Raw genomic sequence first — 24,888 nt, forward strand, 5'->3', positions numbered from 1 at the left:
CGGCGTGTGTCAAGGTAGTTGTCGCGTCCGCCGCTATGCTGCTTTCCGGTACTCCTTAGGCTCCAGCTCAGCCCGCTCGGGGTTCAGGTAGACCACTGGATCCAGCTTCCAATTCCGGATTCCCCGCGACCAGCGCTGCGGGTGCCGGGCGCGCGCAGCCTGATACACCACCATTCGTCGCGCCAGCAGGGGTATCGCTTCCCCGCGGTGCCGCTGGTTCGGCGTGACATACTTCAGCCCGCTGTGACGGTGCTCCTCGTTGTACCAACGCACGAACCGATGCACCCATTCACGCGCCTGTTCCAGCGTATCGAATGGCCTCTCGGGCCACAGCGGGCAGTACTTGGCCGTACGGAACAACGCTTCGGCATAGGCGTTGTCGTTGCTCACGCGTGGGCGGCTGTATGACGGCACCACGCCCAGATCCTGCATCGCAGCGCGCATGCTCAGCCCCTTCATGACGCTGCCATTATCAGAGTGCAGCACCAGCGGCCGCCCAGCCGTTTGCTCGCGCAGACAGCCCAGTTCGAGCAGCCGGCGGGCATGCTCCACCGACTCGCTCTCGTGCACTTCATTGACCACCAGCTTGCGGCTGTAGATGTCCTGCATCATGTACCAGTAGAAGAAGCGACCCTTCACCGTAGTGGGCATCCACGTGATGTCCCAGCACCACACCTGATTGGCACCGTCTGCACGATGCGTGGTCGGCGCGCGGGGCTTGGCATTGTGACTGCGTCCACGTCGCCGGCTCTGCCCTGCAGCCCGAAGCACACGGTAGAACGTCGATTCCGACGCCAGGTAGCGGCCCTCGTCGGCCAACTTCGGCACGATCTGGTGCGGCGTCAGGCTCTCGTAGCCAGGCTGGTTGGCCGCTGCCAGCACGGCCTGCCGTTCTGCCTCGCTGAGCTTGTTCGCCGGCACCGGGCGCTGCGCTCCCGGGCGGCCATCCTCTGGCGCATGGCGCCAGCGCTGCAAGGTGCGCTCACTCAAGTCCAGTTCCTCGCAGGCCCTGGACTGGCGTGCACCGCTCTTTACCGCTTCATCGATCAACGCAATGGCATCGCGGCGATCCGAGACGTTGATCAGTCTTCCTCGTCCCTTCCCCAGATCGCCTCGGCTTTTTTTCTCAGCACCAGCAGCGCTGCTGTCTCAGCCAGCGCCGCATCCTTGCGCTTGAGTTCGCGCTCAAGATCCCGGATCCGCTTCTGAGCCGCCTGTTCCTCGCGGCGCTGCGCCAGGTCAGGCTTGTCTGGTGTCTTGGCATTGGCCTGCTCGCACGCGGCCCGCCACGCCCGGATCTGTTCCGGCTGAATACCCTTCCTGCGGCAGTATTCGGACAGCTCCGCCTCACTCAGGGGCGCCGTCTCCAGCACCACTCGGAACTTGTCCGCACTGGACCACTTATCACTTTGTTTGCCGTTGCCTGGCACAACCTTTCCTTGCTCTCGGGCCGCGTTGCGCCAGTTGCGCAGGCACACCGTTGTAATGCCTGTCTCCCTGGCCAACTCCGCCACCGACCGGTTCAAGGGCGGCTTCATCTGCTCGACCACCCATTCTTTGTACTCCGCCGGATAAGGCTTCATCTTCCAACCGTTACCGCCCCCCATTGTCCTTCATCGAAAGGCAGCGAGGCGACAACTATCCTGACATGGAGGGCTCGGACAAAAGTAGGTCGCCGGCTACGCCGGCGAAACAGCCACGCATGCCAAGAACGACGTCCCCGCAATCAGCGAAGAACCCTTCTTTATTGCACACTGCCCATACGCGCATCGTACCGCTGCAGCCGCCAATATCCATTGAATTCCGTCGCCCGCCGCGGGCGCATAGCGAATTTCCAATCCCCGATTGAAAAGCGGGAATGAAATCGCGCGTGTGCGACCTGCCCACCCATTCCGCATTGCTTTGACCGCAATCCATTCACTGCCATTGGCCAATGCCAAAATCCCGTGAACAAGGCAATGACAGGGACGCGCCAGCGCCGCCATTTCCGGCAACGCGCACCACTCTGTAACAATAGCTCGTGCATTCTGCGTTATATTTTGTAGAATATTTTCGTATCCGCCGCCGCACGACAATGCCATATCGGCAGGAAGTTCCAGTACCATGCAGCGGTCAATTGCAGAAAAGGGGAATATAAATGGCGACATACAAGCAACTGCTCGCAGAAAAAGAAGCACTCGAAGCCAAGCTCAATGAAGTCAGGCAAACCGAAGTCGCCGGCGTGATCGACCAGATCCGTTCGCTGATGGCCGAATACGGCCTGACCCCGGACGATATCGCCCCGCGCCGTGGCCGCGGCCGGCCGGCAGGTTCGGGCGCCCCCAAGAAGGCGGAGCACGCTCCGCTGCCCGCCAAGTACATGGACCCGAAGACCGGCAAGACCTGGTCGGGTCGCGGCCGTGCACCGGCATGGCTGGGCAAGCGCCCGGAACGTTTCCTGATCGAGTCGTAAGCCGCTGCGGCCGCCCCCGCCTGGGCCTGGCCCGTCCAGGCGTCGTCAGGACGCCTGGCAGACGTATTCTTTTTTCAGCGCGCGAAAGCCCTGCTGCGTCGGCTCTGCCATGGGCCGCGCGGCGCCTGACGAGAGCGGTTGCAAGCGCAAGACCTGGGCCGAGCACTGGCTCGCGGTCTCGTCCCGCTTATAGCGGATTTCATATTGCGCCCCCGCCGCCGGCACGAACGACACGCCCGCCGCGCAGCGCAGTTCCGGCAGCGGCGGTGCGGCTGTCGATATCACGCCCACGTAGATCCGCCGACCCGCCTCCACATGCCGCTCGCGCGTGCGTGCCGGCGACTCCGGCGAACTTCCGGCCATCTCCAGCCCGCGCTCCCGCCCGATCGCCGACAACTGCTTGCCCATTCCGGCCAGGACCAGCGGACGAGCCGGCTCCGGGCACTTGGCGGGATCGACCACCGTGAACGTGGTGTTGTCATCGGTATCCGTCATCAAGCGCACACTGGCCACGGCAGCGCCGGACGGCACGCGGTACTGCGCCACGCAGCCGGCCGCCATGACGGCGCCGGCCAGCATGGCCAGGATCGGTACTGCCGTCGGCCCGTGGTGTCGCATGGTGTCTCGAAGAAAGGGGGATGGCATGCCGGGGCGCCGAACGGCAAGCGGCAGGCCGGGGCGGATCGCTCAGCATACCCGCTGGCCGGGAGGCACGTCGATGGTAGAAACCCATGTTGAAATCCGGCGAGGATATCCACAGAATCTGTGGATATCCTCGCGCGTCTCCCCCGAAACGCCCAGTCTGTGCGCCAACGCACCGGACCGCCCAATTTTTAGGCATTCGGTTGCACCGTAGCGCAACCCGTCATGCCGGGCGCTCCCACGGCGGGTTTTCGCCGAAGTGTTCGGCCAGGAAATCCACAAACGCCCGCACCCTTGGCGGCACCAGCCGGCGCTGCGGCATGACTGCGTAGATCCCGGATTCCGCCACCGGATAGTCGGCCAGCACCGGCACCAGCTGTCCGGTGCGCAGGGCGGCGCTGACATGCCAAGTCGAATGCAAGGCAATGCCGAGCCCGGCCAGCGCGGCATCTGACAGTAATTCGCCGGAGTTGGCGTCGATTGGCCCGCGTACCCGCACGGCAATCTCCCCGCCCGCCCCGTCACCGAGGCGCCAGACATCCTGCCGACCCTGGCTGCCCACGAGCAGCAGGCAATCATGGCTGGCCAGGTCCTGCGGCGTGCGCGGCGTGCCGCGGCGGCGCAGGTATTCCGGCGATGCGCACAGCAGCCGCCGGTTGGTCGCCAGCTTGCGCGCGACCATCGCCGAATCGTCGAGCGCGCCGATACGGATCGCCAGGTCGAAGCCGGCGCTGACCAGGTCCAGCACGTTGTCCGTCATGGTGAAGCTGAGCTTCAAGCCGGGATGCCGCGCCATGAATTCCGGCAGCAGCGGCGAGATATAGAGGCGACCGAACGACGAGGAAGCGGTCACGCGCAGCGTTCCCGAAATACCGGTGCCCGCCTGCCGCAGAGAACTGCCCAGCGCATCGAGATCGTCGACCAGCGCACGTCCTTGCTCGGCAAGGATCACGCCCTCAGGCGTCGCATGCAGGCGTCGCGTAGTGCGATGCAACAGACGAACGCCGAGTTCGCGTTCCAGCCGCTGCAGGCGCTGGCTGGCCACCGCCACCGACAAATCCAGGCTGCGCGCGCCGGCACTGATCGAGCCCAGGTCCAGCACGCGCAGAAACAAGCCGATATCGCCAATGCGGTCCATGATTTTCAATATTTTCTTGAAACTGATTATGAATAATGCCCATTTATGAAGAAGATGAAAACACCGACACTTCAGCCTTCCTGCCGTCCCTCCCGCCATCCGCAAGCGCTCACCATGTCGAACCCAGCCTCACGTACCGGCCGCATGCCGGCTGCCCTCTACGCGCTGACCGCCGGCTCCTTCGGCATTGGCTGCGCCGAATTCGTCATCATGGGCCTGCTGCTGCAAGTGGCCACTGACTTGCATGTCAGCATTGCCGCCGCCGGCATGCTGGTTTCCGGCTATGCGCTCGGCGTGTTCGCCGGCGCGCCGGTGCTGACGCTGCTGACCCGGCGCATGCCGCGCAAGGCCGTACTGCTCGCGCTGATGGGGATCTACACCGTCGGCAACGCGGCCTGCGCGCTGGCGCCCGACTACACCACGCTGATGATCGCGCGCGTCCTCACCTCGCTGACGCACGGCACTTTCTTTGGCGTGGGCGCCGTGGTGGCGACCGGCCTGGTGCCGGCCGAGCGCCGTGCCTCGGCGATTTCGGTCATGTTCTCGGGCCTGACGCTGGCCACGCTGCTCGGCATGCCCGCCGGCGCCTGGCTGGGCCTGCACCTTGGCTGGCGCTCGACGTTCTGGGCCATGGCGCTGATCGGCCTGGTCTCGATCGTCGTGATTGCCGCGCTGGTGCAAAAGAGCCGCGACGACAGCGCGCCGGTCGCGCTGCGCGAGGAACTCGCCACCATCGTGCGGCCGCAGGTGCTGCTCGGCCTGCTGATGACCGTGCTGCAGTCTGCCGGCACCTTCGCGGTGATCACCTATGTACAGCCGCTGCTGACGCGCGTGACCGGCTTCAGCGAGGGGGCGGTGTCGCCGATCCTGCTGCTGTTCGGCGGCGGCATGATCGTCGGCAACATCCTGGGCGGCCGCTTCGCCGACCGCCAGCCCACGGCCGCGCTGCTGGGCTCGCTGAGCGCGCTCATCGCCGTGCTCGCGGCCATGACCTTGGCCGTCCACAGCCAGATCGCCATGGCCGGGTTCGTCGGCATCCTGGGCGTCGCCGCGTTCGCGACCGTGTCGCCACTGCAGCTGCGCGTGCTGCACCACGCCAGCGGCTCGGGCCAGAACCTGGCATCGAGCTTCAACATCGCCGCGTTCAATCTCGGCAACGGCATCGGCGCGTGGCTGGGCGGCATGGTGGTCGCCCATGGCCCGGGCCTGGATGCCCTGCCCTGGGTGGCCGCCCTGGCGCCATTGGCCGCACTGCTTGTGGCATGGGCCAGTGTGCGGAAGGAGCGCGGCAACGATCGCTTGGCCGTGGTGGCCGGGATGGGCTGATACAGGGCCTGCGCCAGCCGCCGGCAGGGCGGAATTCCCAACGCCGTTTAGTGAATTGGCCCGGCTCGGGTCCGAAGGGCGCGAGCCAGAGGGGCCTTGGGCAGGCCTCAGCCAGCCTTTCCGTCGATCCGGGGCCGCGCCAGCCGCGGCGCGTAGACCACCGCGTAGACCGCGAATGCTGCTACCCAGCAAGCGGCGGCGCCGTAGACCCAATGCAGGTATCCCGCCGGCCAAAGCAACGGCCCGATGACACGCAGCACCGCGGCCGCCGCCACCAGCCAGTAGGCAGCGGTCTCCGCGCGCCCGGCAGCCAGCGTCCGGCCCGTGTGCCCGAGCGCCGTGCGCGTGACCATGGCGATGATGGCGCCACCGAGCACGCCAACCGTGAACGCATGCGTGGCAATGCCCGGCATCACCAGCCCGAGCACCGCGGCGGCCTGCAGCAGCAAGGCCAGCGGCAGCCACCCATAGGCCAGGTGCAGCGACCACAGCAGCGGGCGGTTGCCCACCGCATAGCCGCGCCAGCCGACCACGCGGATGCCGAGCACCACGGCCGCCAGCAGCGACAACAGGGCCGCCAGCCACCCGGGCAGCGGAACCAGCCCGGCCAGCAGGCCCAGGACTGCCGCAGGCACGGCCACGCGGTCGACCTTCGGATACTGGCGCAGGCGAAAACCTGGAACGGCATTGGTCGTGAACATCGGAATCACGCGTCCGCCGATCACGATGACGAACAGCGTGATCAGCGCCACGCCGGCCTGGCAGGCGCGCAGCGCCGCATCGGCGTAGCCACCGGCATGCAGCGCAAGGCCAGACACATTGGCCAGGGCCAGCAGCCAGAGCGCAAACGCCAGCGGATAGTTGCGGCGACTGCCGCCTTTGACCAACGTGCGCGTGAACGCCAGCGCGGCCAGCGGCAGGAACGCGCCGTCGATCCACGCGGCCGGCACGCCAGGGCCGAACCACATGGCGCCACGCCCGGCCAGCCACAGCACGAACAGGCAAGCAAGCGGCGCGCCGGTCGGCGTGGGTTGCCCGGTCCACGCGCGCCCGGCCGTAAACAGGAAGCCGACCACGATCGCGGCGGCAAAGCCGAACACCATCTCATGGGCGTGCCACAGCATCGGCGGCATTGCAGGCGCCATGCCCCCCGCACCGCCGAACACAGCCGCCCATGCGGCCACGGCGATCGCTGCAAAGAGCGCGCCGCCCAGGTAGAAAGGGCGGAAGCCGAGCGCGAACAGCGCAAAGCCACGGGGCGGCGGACCCGCCTCCGGCGACTTGCGCGGACCGCGTGCAGGCAGGATTGGGATGGTTTCCATGATGGGCGCGTGCGAGAAATTTGATCCGTGTCACGGGTTGATACCGTGTCCAGACGGGGTGCAACCACGATAGCACCCTGATGCCGCCGTCGTCCTCCGCCGATGGAACTAGCTCCACCAGCAGGTTCCGGGACGTGGCGGCTTGTGCTCCCGGCGAATGGTCAGCCGTAACCCGCGTGCCTACTCTGGCGTCATCCCGTCATAGTTGACACAGGAGTATGGCCATGGCCACCCCAACACACGCGGCGCGAATGCCGGAGCCCGTCCCTTCCGGGGCATGGACGACGCTGGCATCCAGCACCTTTGCCTTCACCATCTGCTTCGCCGTCTGGATGCTGTTCGCCGTCCTCGGCATCCCGCTCAAGAAGGAACTCGGGCTCAATGAGACCGAGTTCGGCCTGCTGGCCGCCACGCCGGTGCTGAGCGGCTCGCTGATCCGAGTGCCGCTCGGCATCTGGACCGACCGCTACGGCGGCCGCGTCGTGTTCTTCGTGCTGATGCTGGCCACGGTCATCCCGATCTGGCTGATCTCGTATGCGCATACGCTGTGGCAACTGCTCGTGCTGGGCCTGTTCGTCGGCCTGGCCGGCGGCTCGTTCTCGGTCGGCACCCCGTACGTCGCGCGCTGGTTCCCGCGTGCGCGCCAGGGGCTGGCCATGGGTATCTTCGGCGCCGGCAACTCGGGCGCCGCGCTGACCAAGTTTGTCGCGCCGGCGCTCATCCTGGCCGCTGGCACCTGGGAAGTCGTGCCCCGGGTGTACTCGGTCGCGATGCTGGTGACGGCCGTCGTGTTCTGGCTCGGCTCGCGCAGCAACCCCGCGCACCGGGTGACGTCCAGCACCGGCTTTCGCGAGCAGCTGGCCATGTTGCGCGACCCGCGCGTGTGGCGCTACTCGCAGTACTACTCGGTGGTGTTCGGCGGCTACGTCGGCCTGTCGCTGTGGATGACCAAGTACTACATCGGCGAATACGGCTTCGACATGAAGGTGGCCGCGTTCCTCGCCGCATGCTTCTCGCTGCCGGGCGGCGTGCTGCGCGCGATCGGCGGCTGGATCTCCGACCGCTACGGCGCGCAGCGCACCACGTGGTGGGTGATGTGGGTGAGCTGGGTCGGCTTCTTCCTGCTGAGCTACCCGCAGACCGACTTCGTGATCCACACCACCACGGGTCCGCAGAGCTTCCGCATTGCGCTGACGCCGGCGGTATTCACGTTCCTGCTGTTCGTGGTCGGCATCGCCTTCGCCATCGGCAAGGCCTCGGTCTTCAAGTTCATCTCGAACGATTTCACGCACAACATCGGCGCCGTTTCCGGCGTGGTGGGCCTGGCGGGGGGCCTCGGCGGCTTTGTGCTGCCGATCCTGTTCGGCGCACTGGCCGACCTGACCGGCGTGCGCAGCAGCTGCTTCATGCTGATGTACGGCACCGTGTGCGTGAGCCTGGTCTGGATGCACTACAGCCACCGCGCCGAACGCCGGCGCAAGGAACAGGCCGTCGGCCTCACCCAGACGGCGTGACGCCGCCCCTGATCCCTCTTTCCACTCAAGCACACTGTCATGTCCACCTCTGTACTAACGCGCTGGGAGCCCGAGAACGCGGCGTTCTGGCAAAACACGGGCGAACGCATCGCCTACCGCAACCTGTGGATCTCGATTCCCGCGCTGATGCTGGCCTTCGTGATCTGGATGCTGTGGAGCGTGGTTGCCGTCAACCTCGACCGCGCCGGCTTCCAGTTCACCAAGAACCAGCTGTTCTGGCTGACCGCGCTGCCCGCGCTGTCCGGCGCCACGCTGCGCATCTTCTATTCGTTCCTGGTGCCGGTGTTCGGCGGGCGCCGCTTCACCGCCATCTCCACCGCGCTGCTGCTGATCCCGGCGCTCGGCATGGGCTTCGCGCTGCGCGACCCGACCACCAGCTACCCGACGCTGCTGGCGCTCGCGCTGCTGTGCGGCTTCGGCGGCGCCAACTTCAGCTCGTCGATGGCCAACATCAGCTTCTTCTTCCCGAAGGCGAAGAAGGGCCTGGCCACCGGACTGAACGCCGGCATCGGCAACCTCGGCGTGTCGGTGGTGCAGTTCGTCACCCCGCTGGTGGTATCGCTGGCGGTGTTCGGCACGCTCGGCGGCGATGCCCAGCAATACCAGGCCGGCGACGTCACCAGGAGCCTGTGGCTGCAGAACGCGGGCTTTATCTGGGTACCGTTCATCGTGGTGTCGTCGCTGGCGGCGTGGTTCGGCATGCATGACATCGCCGACGCCAAGGCTTCGTTCGCCGACCAGGCCATCATCTTCAAGCGCAAGCACAACTGGCTGATGTGCTGGCTGTACGTGGGCACGTTCGGTTCGTTCATCGGCTTCTCCGCCGGCCTGGCGCTGCTGACCAAGTCGCAGTTCCCGGGCGTGAATCCCACAGCTTATGCCTTCCTGGGGCCGCTGGTCGGCGCACTCACGCGTCCTGTGGGCGGCTGGATCTCCGACAAGCTAGGCGGCGCGCGCGTGACGCTGTGGACCTTCATCGGCATGATCATCGCCGTGTTCGGCGTGCTGGCCGCGTTGCCGCATGACGGCGCTGCGGGCAGCTTCCCGGCCTTCCTGGCAGCCTTCGTCGCGCTGTTCGCGCTGACCGGCATCGGCAACGGCTCGACCTTCCGCATGATTCCGGTCATCTTCCTCACGGAGCGCCAGCGCGCCGCTGCCGGCAAGGGCGACGTCGCGCAACGCCAGGCGCTGCAGGAAGCCGGCAAGGAATCGGCTGCCGTGCTCGGCTTCTCCGGCGCGATCGGCGCCTATGGCGGCTTCTTCATCCCCAAGAGCTTCGGCACCTCGCTGGAGCTGACCGGCTCGGCCGACGCCGCACTGTATTGCTTCATCGCCTTCTACGTGAGCTGCGTGCTCGTGACGTGGTGGTGCTACGCGCGCCGCAACGCCGACATGCCCTGCTGAGGCTGCCGGCCGGCCTAGTTCGACAGAACTAGGGCGGCCCCTGCCGACTAGCCCGAACGCACCGCGCGGCCTGTTCCACCAGCGAATTGGCGCGCACATTCCCTCCCCATAAGCTACGAGTGTCCCTGCAACGGCCGCGTGCCGCCAGCAGCTAGCATTCGCGGAGAACAAGAGATGAGTCACTTTCTGGATCGACTGAAGTTCATGTCGCGCGTCAAGTCCACCTATGCGGACGGGCACGGCGCGGTGGTGAACGAAGACCGCAAGTGGGAAGACGGCTACCGCAGCCGCTGGCAGCACGACAAGATCGTGCGCTCCACACACGGCGTGAACTGCACGGGCTCCTGCTCGTGGAAGGTGTATGTGAAGAACGGCCTGATCACCTGGGAAACCCAGCAGACCGATTACCCGCGCACCCGTCCCGACCTGCCCAACCATGAGCCGCGCGGCTGCCCTCGCGGCGCCTCCTACAGCTGGTACGTCTATTCCGCCCAGCGCGTGAAGTACCCGATGATCCGTGGCCGCCTGATGGAGATGTGGCGGGAGGCCCGCAAGACCATGGACCCGATCTCCGCGTGGGAATCGATCAGCCAGAACCCCGACAAGGCCGCGCGCTACAAGAGCGTGCGTGGCCTGGGCGGCTTCGTACGCGCCGACTGGAACACCGCGACCGAGATCATCGCGGCCGCCAATGCCTTCACCGTCAAGAAGTTCGGCCCCGACCGCGTGGTCGGCTTCTCGCCGATTCCCGCCATGTCGATGGTGTCCTACGCCGCGGGCGCGCGCTACCTGAGCCTGATCGGGGGCGCCTGCCTGTCGTTCTACGACTGGTACTGCGACCTGCCGCCGGCCAGCCCGCAGATCTGGGGCGAGCAGACCGACGTGCCCGAGTCCGCCGACTGGTACAACTCCACCTACCTGATGGTCTGGGGTTCCAACGTGCCGCAGACGCGCACGCCGGACGCCCACTTCTACACCGAGGTGCGCTACAAGGGCACCAAGACCGTGGCCGTGTCCTCGGACTTCGGCGAGATGGTCAAGTTCGGCGACATCTGGCTGGCCCCGAAGCAAGGCACCGATGCCGCGCTGGCCATGGCGATGGGCCACGTCGTGCTCAAGGAATTCCACGTCAGCCGCAAGTCGGCGTACTTCCGCGACTACATCAAGCAGTACACCGACATGCCGATGCTGGTGCTGCTGCGCGACAACGACGGCACGCTGGTCCCCGACCACTTCCTGCGCGCCTCGCACCTGGCCGACAACCTCGGCGAAGCCAACCATCCGGACTGGAAGACCCTGGTGGTCGACGACATGACCGGCGACATCGTCGCGCCCAACGGCTCCATCGGCTTCCGCTGGGGCGAGGGCGCGCACAACGGCGGCGAGAAGGTCGGCCGCTGGAACCTGGAAATGAAGGACGGCGGCAGCAGCCGCAATATCGATCCGCGCCTGTCGCAGCTGGGCAGCCACGATGAAGTGGCCGAAGTCGGCTTCGCGTATTTCGGTGGCGAGCATGACGCGCTGCTGCGCCGCCGCGTGCCGGCCCGCCGCGTGACGCTGGCCGACGGCACCACCGCGCTGGTCGCCACCGTGTATGACCTGCAGCTTGCCAACTATGGCGTCGACCAGGGCCTGGGCGGACCGAACGTGGCCACGTCCTATGACGACGACGTGCCCTACACCCCGGCCTGGCAGGAGAAGCACACCTCGGTGCCGCCGAAGCTCGTGATCCAGGTGGCGCGCGAGTTCGCCGACAACGCGGACCGCACCCAGGGCAAGAGCATGGTCATCGTCGGCGCGGCGCTGAACCACTGGTACCACAACGACATGATCTATCGCGGCATCATCAACCTGCTGATGATGTGCGGCTGTATCGGCAAGAGCGGCGGCGGCTGGGCCCACTACGTCGGCCAGGAAAAGCTGCGCCCGCAGTTCGGCTGGGCGCCGCTGGCCTTCGGCCTGGACTGGTCGCGCCCGCCGCGCCAGATGAACGGCACCTCGTTCTTCTACAACCACACCAGCCAGTGGCGCCATGAAAAGCTTGGCGTCGACGAGATCCTGTCGCCGACCGCCGACAAGAACAAGTACGGCAAGATGACGCTGCTGGACCTGAACGCCAAGTCCGAGCGCATGGGCTGGCTGCCCTCCGCACCGCAACTCGGCTCCAACCCGCTCGACGTCGTCGACGCGGCCGAGCGCGCCGGCAAGGATCCAGTCGCCTACACCGTCGAGCAACTGAAGTCGGGCAACCTGGAGTTCGCCTGCGACGACCCTGACAACCCCGCCAACTTCCCGCGCAATATGTTCGTCTGGCGATCGAACATCCTGGGCAGCTCGGGCAAGGGACATGAGTACTTCCTGAAGTACCTGCTCGGCACGCAGAACGCCGTGTTCGGCGACGAGGACGACGCGATCAAACCAAGCGAGGTCAAGGTGCGCCCGGCCGCCGAAGGCAAGCTCGACCTGCTGACCGTGCTCGATTTCCGCATGAGCACCACCTGCCTGTACGGCGACATCGTGCTGCCCACGGCCACGTGGTACGAGAAGGACGACCTCAACACGTCCGACATGCACCCGTTCATCCACCCGCTGTCCGAAGCCGTGCAGCCGCTGTGGGAAAGCAAGACCGACTGGGAAATCTACAAGGCCATCGCGAAGACATTCAGCGAGATCGCCGGCCCGTATCTGGGCACCCGAAAGGATCTCGTCTGCACGCCGCTGCTGCATGACACCCCGGGAGAACTCGGCCAGCCCTTCGAGCCGAAGGACTGGAAGCATGGCGAGTGCGACCTGATCCCGGGCAAGACCGCGCCGTCGATGGTCGTGGTCGAGCGCAGCTACGCCGACATCTACAAGAAGTTCACTTCGATCGGCCCGCTGCTCGACAAGATGGGCAACGGCGGCAAGGGCATCAACTGGGATACGAAGCACGAGGTCAAGGAGATTGGCGAACTCAGCAAGACCGTGGCCGACCATGGCGTGAGCCACGGCCGCCCGAAGCTGGAAAGCGCGATCGACGCGGCCGAGATGATCCTGACCTTCGCGCCCGAGACCAACGGCCATGTTGCCGTGAAGGCCTGGGACGCGCTGTCAAAGATCACCGGGCGCGACCACACCCACCTGGCCGAAGGCCGCGAGCACGACAAGATCCGTTTCCGGGATGTGCAAGCACAGCCGCGCAAGATCATCTCCGCGCCCACGTGGTCGGGGCTGGAGTCCGAGGAAGTCAGCTACAACGCCGGCTACACCAACGTGCATGAACTGATTCCCTGGCGCACGCTGACCGGCCGCCAGCAGTTCTGGCAGGACCACCGCTGGATGCTCGACTTTGGCGAAGGCTCGGCCGTGTACAAGCCGGCCATCGACACCAAGACGGTCGGCCCGATGCTCGGCAAGAAGCCGAACGGCAACCCCGAACTGGTGCTGAACTGGATCACGCCGCACCAGAAGTGGGGCATCCACTCCACCTACTCGGACAACCTGCGCATGCTGACGCTGTCGCGCGGCGGCCCGCACGTGTGGATCTCGGAAGCCGAGGCCAAGGCCAACGGCATCCGCGACAACGACTGGGTCGAAGTGTTCAACGTCAACGGCACGCTGACCGCGCGCGTGGTGGTGTCGCAGCGCGTGCCGCAAGGCATGTGTTTGATGTACCACGCCCAGGAAAAGATCGTGAACGTGCCGGGTGCCGAAACCAGCCGCATGCGCGGCGGCATCCATAACTCGGTGACGCGTGCGGTTACCAAGCCCACGCACATGATCGGCGGCTACGCGCAGCTCGCCTACGGCTTCAACTACTACGGCACCGTGGGCAGCAACCGCGACGAGTTCGTGATCCTGCGCAAGATGAAGAAGGTCGACTGGCTGGAAGGGCCGCTCGTGGAAAAGAACGTGAAGGAAGGAGCCTGAGAATGAAGATCCGTGCCCAGGTAGCCATGGTACTGAACCTCGACAAGTGCATCGGCTGCCATACCTGCTCCGTCACCTGCAAGAACGTGTGGACCAGCCGTGACGGCATCGAGTACGCGTGGTTCAACAATGTCGAAACCAAGCCCGGCATCGGCTACCCGAAAGAATGGGAGAACCAGGACAAATGGCAAGGCGGCTGGAAGCGCAATGCCAACGGCAACCTGGAGCCGCGCCAGGGCGGCAAGCTCAAGATCCTGGCGAACCTGTTCGCCAACCCGAACCTGCCGCAGATCGACGACTACTACGAGCCGTTCACCTACGACTACGAGCACCTGCAGAAAGCACCGCTCGTGCAGACCCCGCCGACCGCGCGCCCGGTGTCCGTGCTGACCGGCCGCAAGATGGAAAAGATCGAATGGGGTCCGAACTGGGAAGACGACCTCGGCGGCGAATTCGCCTCGCGTGGCCGCGACAAGCTGTTCGACGACGTGCAGAAGGAGATGTACTCGACCTTCGAGAACACCTTCATGATGTACCTGCCGCGCCTGTGCGAGCACTGCCTGAACCCGACCTGCGTGGCGTCTTGCCCGTCGGGCTCGATCTACAAGCGCGAGGACGACGGCATCGTGCTGGTCGACCAGGACAAGTGCCGCGGCTGGCGCATGTGCATCTCGGGCTGCCCGTACAAGAAGATCTACTTCAACTGGCAGAGCGGCAAGGCCGAGAAGTGCCTGTTCTGCTATCCGCGCATCGAGGCCGGCCAGCCCACGGTGTGCTCGGAAACCTGCGTCGGCCGCATCCGCTATCTGGGCGTGATGCTCTATGACGCGGACCGTATCGAACAAGCGGCGTCGGTCGCGGACGATCGCGACCTGTACCAGTCGCAGCTAGACGTGTTCCTGGACCCGCACGACCCGACCGTGCAGGCCGAGGCGCGCCGCCAGGGCATTCCGCAGAGCTGGCTCGATGCCGCGCGCAAGTCGCCGGTCTACAAGATGGCGTGCGAATGGAAGGTCGCCTTCCCGCTGCACCCCGAGTACCGCACGCTGCCGATGGTCTGGTACATCCCGCCGCTGTCGCCGATCCAGTCCGCCGCCGAGGCGGGCCACATGGGCATGAACGGCGTGATCCCGGACGTGAAGAGCCTGCGCATCCCGGTGAAGTACCTGGCCAACCTGCTGACCGCGGGCGACGTCATGCCGGTGCTGTCCGCACTCGACCGCATGCTGGCGATGCGCGCCTACAAGCGCTCGCAGGTCGTCGACGGCGAACAGGACCTGGCCGTGCTGGAGCAGGTCGGACTGACGCCGGCGCAGGTCGAGGACATGTACCAGACCATGGCCATCGCGAACTATGAAGACCGCTTCGTCATCCCGTCGTCGCACAAGGAAATGGTCGAGGACAGCTTCAGCGACAAGGCCAGCTGCGGCTTTACCTTCGGCAACGGCTGCTCCGGCGGCACCTCGGAAGGCACGCTGTTCGGCAAGAAGCCGAAGCCGGCCATCGCCTACGCCGCCCTGCCGCGTTCGCGCAAGGCCTTCGCCGGCTGAACCGGCAGAACAGACAGGAGAACCCACATGCCCCTCTACCCGATCCTTAGCGCACTGCTCTGCTACCCGGAGGAGGCCTTGCTCGAAAGCCTGCCCGAGATCGACCAGGCCCTGGCGGAATGGCCGCAGGCGCACGAGATGCTTGCGCCGCTGATGCACATGCTGCGCGGCGAAACACTGATCGCGCTGCAGGAAAACTATGTCGCCACGTTCGACCGCAATCCGGCGCATTCGCTGCACCTGTTCGAGCACGTCCACGGCGAAAGCCGCGACCGCGGCCAGGCCATGGTCGACCTGATCGCGGAATACCGGCGCGACGGCTTCGAGCCGACCGCGTCGGAACTGCCGGACTACGTGCCGCTGTTCCTCGAGTACCTGGGCGCGCTCGTCGCGGACAACAAGGAAGCACGCGCCGAGCAACTGCTTGGCGATGCCATCCATGTGCTGGCCGCCGTGGGCGACCGGCTCGCACGCAACGAAAGCCCGTATGGCGGCGTCTTCACCGTGCTGCGCACGCTGACCGACGTGCAGCCCGAGCCGCAGCAGGAGCCGCCTGTGCGCGACATGGATGAAGCGCTCGAAACCTTCGGCCCCGGCGCTGACGGCGTCGAGCCGCTGCTCGGGCCCGCTACCGGCGCGCACGCCGTGAAGTTCTACCCGCGTGGCACCGCGCAGCGCGCGCCGGTGGCATCCGTCTGCTGAGAACGCCAAGGTGACCACCATGAACCTGATCCATCAATTCCTTTTCGGCATCTACCCCTACATCGCGCTGGCCATCTTCCTGTTCGGCAGCCTGGCGCGCTTCGAGCGCGAGCAGTACACCTGGAAGACCGACAGCTCCCAGGTGCTCTACCGCGGCAACCTGCGCACGGGCAACATCCTGTTCCACGTCGGCATCCTGGGGCTGTTCTTCGGCCACCTGGTCGGGCTGCTCACGCCGGTCGCGGTGTGGGACACGCTGGGCGTCTCGCACGGCCTCAAGCAGGCCGTGGCCATGACCGCCGGCGGCGTGATGGGCACCATGTGCCTGGCCGGCCTGCTGATCCTGCTGCATCGCCGCCTGACCAATGCCCGCGTCTCGGCCGTGACCCGCGCCGGCGACAAGGTGCTGCTGCTGTGGCTGCTGGTCACGCTGCTGCTGGGCCTGTCCACCATCTTCGAATCCGCCAGCCATATGGACGGGCACATGATGGTGCTGCTGATGACCTGGGCCCAGCACATCGTCACGCTGCGCGGCGATGCCGCGAGCTTCGTGGCCGATGCTCCGCTGCTGTTCAAGGTGCACCTGTTCATGGGGATGTCGCTGTTCGTGATCTTCCCGTTCACGCGGCTGGTTCACGTCTGGAGCGGCTTCGCCTCGGTGGGCTATCTCGGCCGCGCCTGGCAACTCGTGCGCAGCCGCTGAGCCGCGCGCATCGAAACCGGAGAACACCATGCCAGTCACCGTCAACGGCGTAGAACTGACCGACGCCGACATCGAACGCGAATTGGACCACCACCACGACGCGGGCAATCCGGCGCACATGGCAACGGTATCCGCCATCCTGCGCCGCCTGATGCGCACCGAGGCCGAACGCCTCGGTATCGCCCGCGGCGACATGGACGACGACGCCGTGGCGCAAGCCCTTCTCATGCAGGAGGCACCCGTTCCCGATCCTGAGGAGAGCAGCTGCCGCCGCCATTACGACAGCCGTCCCGACCGCTTCCGCGAAGGCGAGTGGGTCGAGCTCGAGCACATCCTGTTCCAGGTCACGCCGCGCGTGCCGCTCGACGCGCTGCGCGAGATCGCGCAGCAGACGCTCGCGCTGATCAAGGGCGACCCGTCGACCTTTGCCAGCCACGCCAGCGCCTTGTCCAACTGCCCGAGCGGCGCCGGCGGCGGCCGCCTCGGCCGTGTGTTCCGCGGCGAGACGGCACCGGAGTTCGAACGCGCGGTCTTCGCCGCGCAGGCGCAGGGCTTGATGCCGCAGCTCGTCGAATCGCGGTTCGGCCTGCACATCGTTCGCGTGCTGGACCGCTGCGACGGCACGCGCCTGCCCTTCGACATGGTGCGCGCGGACATCGCCCGCGCGCTGTCGGATGCCGCCCGCGACCGCGCCTGGAAGCAGTACGCCAGCCTGCTGATCGGCCGCGCCAGCATCACCGGCATCGAACTCGACGGCGCCGACAGTCCGTTGGTCCAATAGCGCCATCTGGCGCCATCATTTCCGGGAGCCCGCTGGCATGCACGAGATTGAACGTCTGCTGAAAGGCTTCGAACGCTTCCAGCAGCATTACTTCGAGGACAAGCCCGAGCTGTTCGACACGCTGCGCGACGGGCAACGTCCGCCGACACTGCTGATCGGCTGCAGCGATTCACGCGTCGACCCGGCCCTGCTGCTGGGATGCGACCCCGGCGAACTGTTCACCGTGCGCAATATCGGCAACCTGGTGCCACCGTGCACCGGTAGCCAGGAAGGCAGCCTTCACGGGGTATCCGCCGCGATCCAGTTTGCTGTCGAGCAACTGCGCGTTGCCCGCATCATCGTGATGGGCCATGCCGGCTGCGGCGGTATCCGCGCCTTGCTGGCGCAGCCGGCCGATGCCGGCCACGATGAGGCACCAGCCGGCAAGGACTTCATCGGCCCGTGGGTGCGAATTGCCAGCCCCGCGCGCCGGCACGTCGATGAGACCCTCGCCAGCGCCAGCGCCGCGCAACGCCAGCGCACCTGCGAGCAGGCCGCCATCCTGGTGTCGCTGCGCAACCTTGAAACCTTTCCATTCGTGCGGCGCGAGCTGGAACGCGGCCAGCTCACGCTGCATGGCTGGTACTTCGACCTGGAAGCTGGCGCGCTGCTCGCGTACTCGCAGCGCGCCGACGGCTTCCTGCCACTCGTCTGCCCGCTCGGGCGCGAAAACTCACCTGCGAAGAATTAAGGATCATGCAAGGATTCGTTATCGGCATTGCCGGCTCATCGGGCAGCGGCAAGACCACGCTCATCACCGCCATGCTGCCCTGGTTCCGTTCTCACGGCCTGAGCGTCAACGTGGTCAAGCACAGCCACCATCCGCTCGAACTGGAGCCGCCCACCAAGGACAGCGCGCGCTTTCGCGCGGCGGGTGCGAACGAGGTCATGGTGGCCTCGCCCTATCGCTACGCCATCGTGCGCGAACTGCATGGAGAACAAGAGCCCACGCTGGCGGAACAGCTCGCGCGGCTGTCGCCAGCCGACCTGACGCTGGTCGAGGGCTTCCGCGGCGACGCCATACCACGCATCGAAGTCTTCCGTCCCGCCCACGGGCGCGAACCTTACTACCCGCGCGACCCGTCCATCATCGCGCTGGCCACCGATGCACCCACCGATGCCACGCTGCCCTGCCTGCCGCTGAATGATCCGACGGCGGTAGTGCTGTACATCCTCGCGCTGCGCGCAAGCCGCGGCGTCCGTCGCGAACCGCGCCAGACAGCTCAGCTTGTCAGCGTCGCAGCGTGACTGCGTAAACCGTCCTGCCCCACCATGTCCCACTCCACACCGGCCAGCCTGCCGCTGGTCTATGCCTGCTCGGGCTGCTCCAGCGTCGCGCAGCTCGCCAATGCCTTCGCCATCCGCCTGGACCGCAGTGGCCGCGCGGAGATGTCCTGCATCAGCGGCGTGGGCGGCGGTGTCGCTGCACTGACGCGGGTGGCGCGCTCCGGCCGACCGATCCTCGCATTGGACGGCTGCCCCCCTCGCATGCGTGAAGGCTTGCCTTGCCAGCGTCGATGTCGTGCCCGCAAGGCATCTCGTACTGAACCGGCTCGGTGCCACCAAGCGGCAGCATGGCGAATGCACCGCAGCCGAAGAGAGCGCCACGTGGGAGGTTGTCGAGCAAGCGCTCGCAGAAATTTCTGCCGCCATTTAGCGAATGCATGGCTGCATGAAGCGTCGATAGCGACGACGCGCACGACAGCAACCCCAAGGACAGTATGGCTATAGGCCGCAGCGCTCTTCCTCGTTGACGACAGTCAACCCGGTACTGCGCAATCTTCACGATGATCTCCCTGACAGCCGGTGCAGCAAGCCTCACAACAAGCCGGCATAACAGCTTTCCCCAACCGCTGAAGAGCAGCACTATGAAAGCGAAATCCTGGAGGTTCACCGCGCTCGCGGCCTTGCCGTTATCCCTCTGGCTGAGCCAGGCCAGCGCGGATACAACGGCAGCGGCGCCTGCCACGCCGCCGACCGCGTCGGCACCCAACCTGACTCCTGCCGAATTCGACCATGCCCGGCAGATCTACTTCGAACGCTGCGCGGGCTGCCACGGCGTGCTGCGCAAGGGCGCTACCGGCAAGCCGCTCACACCGGACATCACACGCGCACGTGGCAGCGAATACCTGAAGACCTTCATCAAGTACGGCAGCCCTGCCGGCATGCCGAACTGGGGCACGTCGGGCGACCTGTCCGATACCGAGGTCGACCTGATGGCCCGCTACATCCAGCTTGATCCCCCGACGCCGCCGGAGTTCTCGCTGGCGGACATGGAGAAAAGCCGCAAGGACATCATGCCCGTGGCCAAGCGTCCGACGCGCAAGATGAACCAGTACAACCTGGACAACCTGTTCTCGGTGACGCTGCGCGATGCCGGCGAGGTGGCGCTGATCGATGGCGACAGCAAGAAGATCATCAACATCGTGAAGACGGGCTATGCGGTGCACATCTCGCGCATGTCCGCTTCGGGCCGCTACCTGTACGTGATAGGCCGCGATGCACGCCTGGACCTGATCGACCTGTGGCTGCCCAAGCCCGACATCGTCGCCGAGGTCAAGATCGGCCTGGAAGCCCGTTCGGTGGAGACGTCGAAGTACAAGGGCTACGAGGACAAGTACGCCGTGGCGGGCTCCTACTGGCCGCCGCAGTACGTGATCATGGAAGGCGACACGCTCAAGCCGCTCAAGGTCGTGTCGACGCGCGGCATGACGGTGGACAACGAGTACCACCCCGAGCCGCGCGTGGCGTCGATCGTCGCCAGCCACTTCCATCCCGAGTTCGTTGTCAGCGCCAAGGAGACCGGCAAGATCCTGATGGTCAACTACGCCGACCTGAACAACCTGAAGACCACCACCATCGACTCCGCCAAGTTCCTGCATGACGGCGGCTTCGATGCCACGGGCCGGTACTTCATGGTGGCGGCCAACGCGTCGAACAAGATCGCGGTGGTCGACACCAGGGACGACAAGCTCGCCGCGCTGATCGACGTGGGCAAGACACCTCACCCGGGCCGCGGTGCCAACTTCGTGCATCCGAAGTTCGGGCCGGTCTGGGCCACGAGCCATCTCGGCGACGAGACCATCAGCCTGATCGGTACCGACCCCGTCGCCCACAAGGCGCAGGCGTGGAAGGTGGTGCAGACGGTCAAGGGCCAGGGCGGGGGTTCGCTCTTCATCAAGACGCATCCGAAGTCGTCCAACCTGTGGGTCGATACGCCGCTGAACCCCGATGCCAAGCTCAACCAGTCGGTGGCCGTGTTCGACACGCGCAATCTCGACGCGGGCTTCCAGGTGCTGCCGGTGGCCGAGTGGGCCAACCTGAAGGGCGAAGGCGCCAAGCGCGTGGTGCAAGCCGAGTACAACAAGGCCGGCGATGAGGTGTGGTTCTCCATCTGGGGCACCAAGGACGGCGAGTCCGCACTCGTGGTGGTCGACGACAAGACGCGCAAGCTGAAGACCGTCATCAAGGACCCGCGCCTGGTCACGCCGACCGGCAAGTTCAACGCGTACAACACCCAGCACGACATCTACTGATCGTGCGTGCGGCGCGCAAGGCAAAGCCCTTGCGCGCGGCCTCCGGAGCCAGACAATGCAATCCATCCGAATCCTCATCGCGGCGGCCGCGTGCGTGCTGGTGCCCGCGGTGGCCCACGCCAGCGCCGAACTTGCCGCCAGCAAAGCCTGCATGGCGTGCCACAGCGTAGACAAGAAGCTCGTCGGTCCGGCCTTCAAGGACGTGGCGGCAAAGTACAAGGGCGGCAAGGACGCTGCCGCGCAGCTTGCCGGCTCGATCCTCAAAGGCAGCAGCGGCAAATGGGGACCAGTGCCCATGCCCGCCAATCAGGTGACCGACGCCGAAGCAGACAAGCTCGCCAAATGGGCGCTGACGCTTTAGCCGCCCTCGCGCGCAGCGTCGCACTCGGCATGCTGGTGGCCGCCACGGTGGCCGTCGCAGCGGAGCCGGCGCCTGCGCGGCGCGCTGAACTCGCGCGGCTGCTGCGCGACGACTGCGGCGCCTGCCATGGCATGACGCTGCAAGGCGGGCTCGGCTCGCCGCTGACCGCCGATGCGCTCGCAGGCAAGCCGCGCGACGGCCTGGTGGCCACCGTACTGCAGGGCCGGCCCGGCACCGCCATGCCGCCCTGGCAACCCTTCATGACGCAAGACGAAGCCTTATGGCTGATCGAACGATTGCAGGCCGGACAAGCGCCGGCCGTTTCAGGCAGGTAGCCCGCACTGCCAGGCAGGCACTGAAGCGCCTGTTGCCAGGTTTCCTGGCTGTCGTGCTCGTCGCGGGCTGCGCGACGCCGCTGCGCGGCACCGGCGATCTCGGCGTCATCATCGAACGCGCCGCCGGCCGCATGCAGGTCGTGGAGACCACTGGCATGACGCAACTCGCCACTGTGGGTGGCCTGGGCGACCTGTCGCACGCCAGCGTGGCGTTCTCGCGCGACGGCCGTTTCGCCTATGTCTTCGGGCGCGATGGCGGGTTGTCGCGCGTGGACCTGCTGCAGGCACGCGTGACAAGCCGCGTCATGCAGGCGGGCAACAGCATCGGCGGCGCCATCACGCAGGACGGCCGCGTTGTCGCCGCCCAGAACTATGCGCCGGGCGGCATCCGCCTGTTCGACGCGGCAACCCTGGAGCCGCTTGCGGACATTCCTGCCATTGGCGAAGACGGCAAGCGCTCCAAGGTCGTGGGCCTGGCCGACCTGCCGGGGCGACGGCTGGCAGCCAGCCTGTTCGAATCGGGCGAGATCTGGATCATCGACGTCAACGACCCGCGCCAGCCGCAGGTCACGCGCCTGCGCGCGGGCCGCGAGCCGTACGACGGCCTGGTCACGCCGGATGGCCGCTGGTACCTGGCTGGCCTGTTCGGAGAAGACGGGCTGTCCCTGGTGGACCTGTGGCAGTCCCCGCCCACGGCACAGCGCATTCTCTCCGGCTATGGACGCGGCACCGCGCCGCTGCCGGTCTACAAGATGCCGCACCTGCGCGGCTGGGCCATGGCGCAAGGCATGGCATGGCTGCCGGCGATAGGACGGCACGAGGTCCTGGTCGCCGACCCGGCACGCGGCTGGAGCGAAGCGGCGCGGGTCGCGCTGGCCGGCCAGCCGGTCTTTGTCATGGCGCGGCCCGATGGCCGCCAGGTCTGGGTCAACTTTGCGTTCCCGAACAACGACACCGTGCAGATCATCGACACGGCGACGCGGCAGGTTGTGCGCACCATGCGCCCGTGCCGCGGCGTGCTGCACATGGAATTCACGCCCAAGGGAGAAGCCGTGTGGCTGTCTTGCCGCGACGACAACCGCGTGGAGGTCTACGACACCACCACCTTCGCGCGCCTGGCCACGCTGCCTGCCGACAACCCGAGCGGCATCTTCTTTACCGTGCGCGCCCAGCGCTTCGGCATGTAACCCGCAGCAGGATCGCCATGTACGACGAAGCCCTGCTCTATGACCGGCTCCAGCGCGACCTGCCGCTGCACCCGCGCCCGTACCGCAAGCTGGCTGGTGAACTCGGATTGTGCGAACACGACCTGCTGAGCCTGCTCGCGCGGGACCTCGGCGCCGGGCGCATCAGCCGCATCGGCGCGGTGTTCGCGCCCAACGTCATCGGCGTCAGCACGCTTGGCGCGCTGGCGGTGGAACCGGCGCAGCTCGACCGCGTCGCTGCATGCGTCAGCACCTGCAGCGCGGTCAGCCACAACTATGCGCGAAGAGGACATCGCCACAACCTGTGGTTCGTGGCGGGCGCGCGAGACCGCTATGCGCTCGATGGCGTGCTGGCGGACATCGCCAAGAAAACCAGCCTGACGCCGCTCGATCTGCCGATGGAGCGCGAGTACCACATCGACCTCGGCTTTTCGCTGCGAGAAGGCCGGGTCCGCCGTCCGCGCCGCGCCGTGAAGGCGCCTGCGCCGGTCCAGCCGGATGCCGACGACTGGCGCCTGATCGCTGAACTAGAAGCCGGGCTGCCGCTCGCGCCGCAGCCGTTCCACACGCTGGCCCTGCGTTCGCGCATTCCGCTCGACCGCATCCTCGAACGCCTGGCGCAGTGGAGCGAAAGCGGCGTGATCCGCAGGCTCGGCGTGGTCCTGCATCATGGGCGCTTCGGCTACCGGCACAACGCCATGTGCGTCTGGGACGTGCCGGAAAGCCGTGCCGATGCGCTCGGTATCAGGCTGGCGCGCATGCCCGGCGTAACGCTGTGCTACCGCCGCGCACGCAGCCTGCCGGAGTGGCCCTACAACCTGTTCGCCATGATCCACGCACGCGACGCGCAGACCATGCGGGCCACGCTCGGGCATGTCGAAGAGCAGGTCGGCCTGGCGCAGATGCGCAGCGCGGTACTGGTCGGCACGCACTGCTACAAGCAGCGCAACACGCGCTATGCGCTGCAGCAGGAGTCCTCATGAGCTTCGTCCCGGATGCGCTCGACCGCCGCATCATCAACAGGCTGCAGCGCGGCCTTGCCTTGACGCCCCGGCCTTATGCCGATGCGGCGCTGGCGCTGGACATCGACGAGACCACCCTGCTCGCACGCCTGCGGGCCCTGCTGGACGCCGGCATCCTGACGCGCTTCGGCCCGCTGTTCCAGATCGAACGTGCCGGCGGCCGCTTCGTGCTATGCGCGTGCCACGCACCGGAAGACCGGCTCGAAGCCGTGATCGCCGCCATCAACGCCCATCCGGAGGTCGCGCACAACTACGCGCGCACGCATCACCTGAACCTGTGGTTCGTGCTGGCGGTGCCGCGCCCGGAAGACGTGGGGCCCGCGCTGCAACGCATCAGCCACGATGCGGACGTGGAGATCCTGCCGTTCCCGAAAGAGCGCGAGTACTTCGTCAACCTCTACCTGCCGGCCTGAACCGCCATGACGCTGCCTGCCCACGATGCCATCGATCGCGCGCTGATCCGCGCCACGCAGGACGGCCTGCCACTCGTCAACGCGCCCTATGCCGCTGTAGCTGGCCAACTTGGCATCACTGAGGACGAAGTCATTGCGCGCCTTGGCGCCATGCATGCGAGCGGCGCGCTGCGCCGCATCGCTGCCGTGCCCAACCACTATGCGCTGGGCTGGCGTGCCAACGGCATGACGGTCTGGGACGTGGATGACGCATGCATCGACGTGCTCGGCGAACGGATCGGCACGCTGCCTTTCGTCAGCCATTGCTACCGCCGCCCGCGTCGGCTGCCGCTATGGCCATACAACTTGTTCGCCATGGTGCATGCCCACACGCGCGAGGAAGCCATGCCGCTGGTGGCCCGGATTGGCGCCGTGCTCGGCACATCCTGCCGCGCCCACGACGTGCTGTGGTCCACGCGCATTCTCAAGAAAACCGGCCTGCGGCTGCCGCCGGCCAATACAGAGTCATAGGGA

General features: G+C 66.5%; 23 protein-coding genes and 1 pseudogene. 19 read left to right on the plus strand and 5 right to left on the minus strand.

Features of this window, described 5'->3' with window-relative positions; translation table 11 throughout:
• Window positions 1-33 precede the first annotated feature (33 nt).
• A protein-coding gene (locus tag AC3FKG_RS03340) for an IS3 family transposase (RefSeq protein WP_488742417.1) occupies window positions 34-1,583 on the minus strand; the annotation gives its coding sequence in 2 pieces (ribosomal slippage) (window positions 34-1,097 and window positions 1,097-1,583; 1,551 coding nt in all).
• Window positions 1,584-1,679: 96 nt separating this feature from the next.
• Window positions 1,680-2,147, minus strand: coding sequence for a hypothetical protein (locus AC3FKG_RS03345; RefSeq protein ID WP_488742418.1), 468 nt, complete (start codon window positions 2,145-2,147; stop codon window positions 1,680-1,682).
• On the opposite strand from AC3FKG_RS03345, the gene AC3FKG_RS03350 reads away from it, so the two are divergent.
• Complete coding sequence (locus AC3FKG_RS03350; protein WP_483713255.1) at window positions 2,138-2,452, plus strand: H-NS histone family protein; 315 nt, start codon at window positions 2,138-2,140, stop codon at window positions 2,450-2,452. The genes AC3FKG_RS03345 and AC3FKG_RS03350 overlap by 10 nt on opposite strands.
• Before the next feature lie 45 nt (window positions 2,453-2,497).
• Here AC3FKG_RS03350 and AC3FKG_RS03355 read toward each other — a convergent pair whose 3' ends face one another.
• Together AC3FKG_RS03355 and AC3FKG_RS03360 are read right to left on the minus strand one after the other, a co-directional pair.
• The gene (locus AC3FKG_RS03355; RefSeq protein WP_483713254.1) at window positions 2,498-3,070 is read right to left on the minus strand and encodes a hypothetical protein; all 573 of its coding nucleotides are present in this window, start codon (window positions 3,068-3,070) and stop codon (window positions 2,498-2,500) included.
• Window positions 3,071-3,317: 247 nt separating this feature from the next.
• Window positions 3,318-4,232, minus strand: coding sequence for a LysR family transcriptional regulator (locus AC3FKG_RS03360; RefSeq protein ID WP_483714448.1), 915 nt, complete (start codon window positions 4,230-4,232; stop codon window positions 3,318-3,320).
• A 114-nt stretch (window positions 4,233-4,346) separates the two neighbouring features.
• Between AC3FKG_RS03360 and AC3FKG_RS03365 the strand changes: the two genes are divergently transcribed.
• Complete coding sequence (locus AC3FKG_RS03365) at window positions 4,347-5,558, plus strand: MFS transporter (protein ID WP_488742419.1); 1,212 nt, start codon at window positions 4,347-4,349, stop codon at window positions 5,556-5,558.
• Window positions 5,559-5,665: 107 nt separating this feature from the next.
• Here the strand turns inward: AC3FKG_RS03365 and AC3FKG_RS03370 are convergent, their stop codons facing one another.
• Window positions 5,666-6,880, minus strand: a complete 1,215-nt coding sequence (locus AC3FKG_RS03370) for an NnrS family protein (RefSeq protein ID WP_488742420.1) — start codon at window positions 6,878-6,880, stop codon at window positions 5,666-5,668.
• Window positions 6,881-7,104: 224 nt separating this feature from the next.
• Here AC3FKG_RS03370 and AC3FKG_RS03375 point away from each other — a divergent pair, with 224 nt between their 5' ends.
• From AC3FKG_RS03375 to ahbB (AC3FKG_RS03455), 17 genes and pseudogenes are all read left to right on the plus strand, one after another.
• Complete coding sequence (locus AC3FKG_RS03375) at window positions 7,105-8,394, plus strand: MFS transporter (RefSeq protein ID WP_488742421.1); 1,290 nt, start codon at window positions 7,105-7,107, stop codon at window positions 8,392-8,394.
• Between the two features lie 39 nt (window positions 8,395-8,433).
• Window positions 8,434-9,819: a NarK family nitrate/nitrite MFS transporter gene (locus AC3FKG_RS03380; RefSeq protein ID WP_483713250.1), complete on the plus strand. Its 1,386-nt coding sequence runs from the start codon at window positions 8,434-8,436 to the stop codon at window positions 9,817-9,819.
• 174 nt (window positions 9,820-9,993) lie between these two features.
• The gene (locus tag AC3FKG_RS03385) at window positions 9,994-13,728 is read left to right on the plus strand and encodes a nitrate reductase subunit alpha (protein ID WP_488742422.1); all 3,735 of its coding nucleotides are present in this window, start codon (window positions 9,994-9,996) and stop codon (window positions 13,726-13,728) included.
• Window positions 13,729-13,730: 2 nt separating this feature from the next.
• Window positions 13,731-15,278 (plus strand): nitrate reductase subunit beta, encoded by a 1,548-nt coding sequence (narH, locus tag AC3FKG_RS03390; RefSeq protein WP_488742423.1) that lies wholly within the window; start codon window positions 13,731-13,733, stop codon window positions 15,276-15,278.
• Between the two features lie 27 nt (window positions 15,279-15,305).
• Complete coding sequence (narJ, locus tag AC3FKG_RS03395; protein WP_488742424.1) at window positions 15,306-15,980, plus strand: nitrate reductase molybdenum cofactor assembly chaperone; 675 nt, start codon at window positions 15,306-15,308, stop codon at window positions 15,978-15,980.
• A gap of 19 nt (window positions 15,981-15,999) precedes the next feature.
• Window positions 16,000-16,683, plus strand: a complete 684-nt coding sequence (gene narI, locus AC3FKG_RS03400; protein ID WP_483713246.1) for a respiratory nitrate reductase subunit gamma — start codon at window positions 16,000-16,002, stop codon at window positions 16,681-16,683.
• A gap of 28 nt (window positions 16,684-16,711) precedes the next feature.
• Window positions 16,712-17,464 carry a peptidylprolyl isomerase gene (locus tag AC3FKG_RS03405; RefSeq protein WP_488742425.1) on the plus strand — a complete coding sequence of 251 codons (753 nt, stop codon included), beginning with the start codon at window positions 16,712-16,714 and terminating at the stop codon, window positions 17,462-17,464.
• 37 nt (window positions 17,465-17,501) lie between these two features.
• Window positions 17,502-18,194 carry a carbonic anhydrase gene (locus AC3FKG_RS03410; RefSeq protein WP_488742426.1) on the plus strand — a complete coding sequence of 231 codons (693 nt, stop codon included), beginning with the start codon at window positions 17,502-17,504 and terminating at the stop codon, window positions 18,192-18,194.
• A gap of 5 nt (window positions 18,195-18,199) precedes the next feature.
• Window positions 18,200-18,751 carry a molybdopterin-guanine dinucleotide biosynthesis protein B gene (gene mobB / locus AC3FKG_RS03415; RefSeq protein WP_483713241.1) on the plus strand — a complete coding sequence of 184 codons (552 nt, stop codon included), beginning with the start codon at window positions 18,200-18,202 and terminating at the stop codon, window positions 18,749-18,751.
• Between the two features lie 24 nt (window positions 18,752-18,775).
• Window positions 18,776-19,160 (plus strand): annotated as a pseudogene (locus AC3FKG_RS03420) (putative zinc-binding protein).
• Between the two features lie 211 nt (window positions 19,161-19,371).
• Entirely contained in the window at window positions 19,372-21,039 is a 1,668-nt protein-coding gene (locus AC3FKG_RS03425) for a cytochrome D1 domain-containing protein (protein WP_483713239.1), read from the plus strand.
• 55 nt (window positions 21,040-21,094) lie between these two features.
• Window positions 21,095-21,400: a c-type cytochrome gene (locus tag AC3FKG_RS03430; RefSeq protein ID WP_488742427.1), complete on the plus strand. Its 306-nt coding sequence runs from the start codon at window positions 21,095-21,097 to the stop codon at window positions 21,398-21,400.
• 29 nt (window positions 21,401-21,429) lie between these two features.
• Window positions 21,430-21,735 carry a c-type cytochrome gene (locus AC3FKG_RS03435; protein ID WP_483714447.1) on the plus strand — a complete coding sequence of 102 codons (306 nt, stop codon included), beginning with the start codon at window positions 21,430-21,432 and terminating at the stop codon, window positions 21,733-21,735.
• The gene (locus tag AC3FKG_RS03440) at window positions 21,681-22,922 is read left to right on the plus strand and encodes a cytochrome D1 domain-containing protein (RefSeq protein ID WP_488742428.1); all 1,242 of its coding nucleotides are present in this window, start codon (window positions 21,681-21,683) and stop codon (window positions 22,920-22,922) included. Before AC3FKG_RS03435 ends, AC3FKG_RS03440 begins: the two co-directional genes overlap by 55 nt.
• A gap of 17 nt (window positions 22,923-22,939) precedes the next feature.
• On the plus strand, window positions 22,940-23,923 hold the full coding sequence (gene ahbB / locus AC3FKG_RS03445; protein WP_488742429.1) for a siroheme decarboxylase subunit beta: 984 nt from the start codon (window positions 22,940-22,942) through the stop codon (window positions 23,921-23,923).
• Window positions 23,920-24,375: an Lrp/AsnC family transcriptional regulator gene (locus AC3FKG_RS03450; protein ID WP_483713234.1), complete on the plus strand. Its 456-nt coding sequence runs from the start codon at window positions 23,920-23,922 to the stop codon at window positions 24,373-24,375. Before ahbB (AC3FKG_RS03445) ends, AC3FKG_RS03450 begins: the two co-directional genes overlap by 4 nt.
• 6 nt (window positions 24,376-24,381) lie before the next feature.
• Entirely contained in the window at window positions 24,382-24,885 is a 504-nt protein-coding gene (ahbB, locus tag AC3FKG_RS03455; RefSeq protein WP_483713233.1) for a siroheme decarboxylase subunit beta, read from the plus strand.
• Window positions 24,886-24,888 lie beyond the last annotated feature (3 nt).

Source organism: Cupriavidus sp. 22TCCZM04-2 (genome assembly GCF_057798895.1).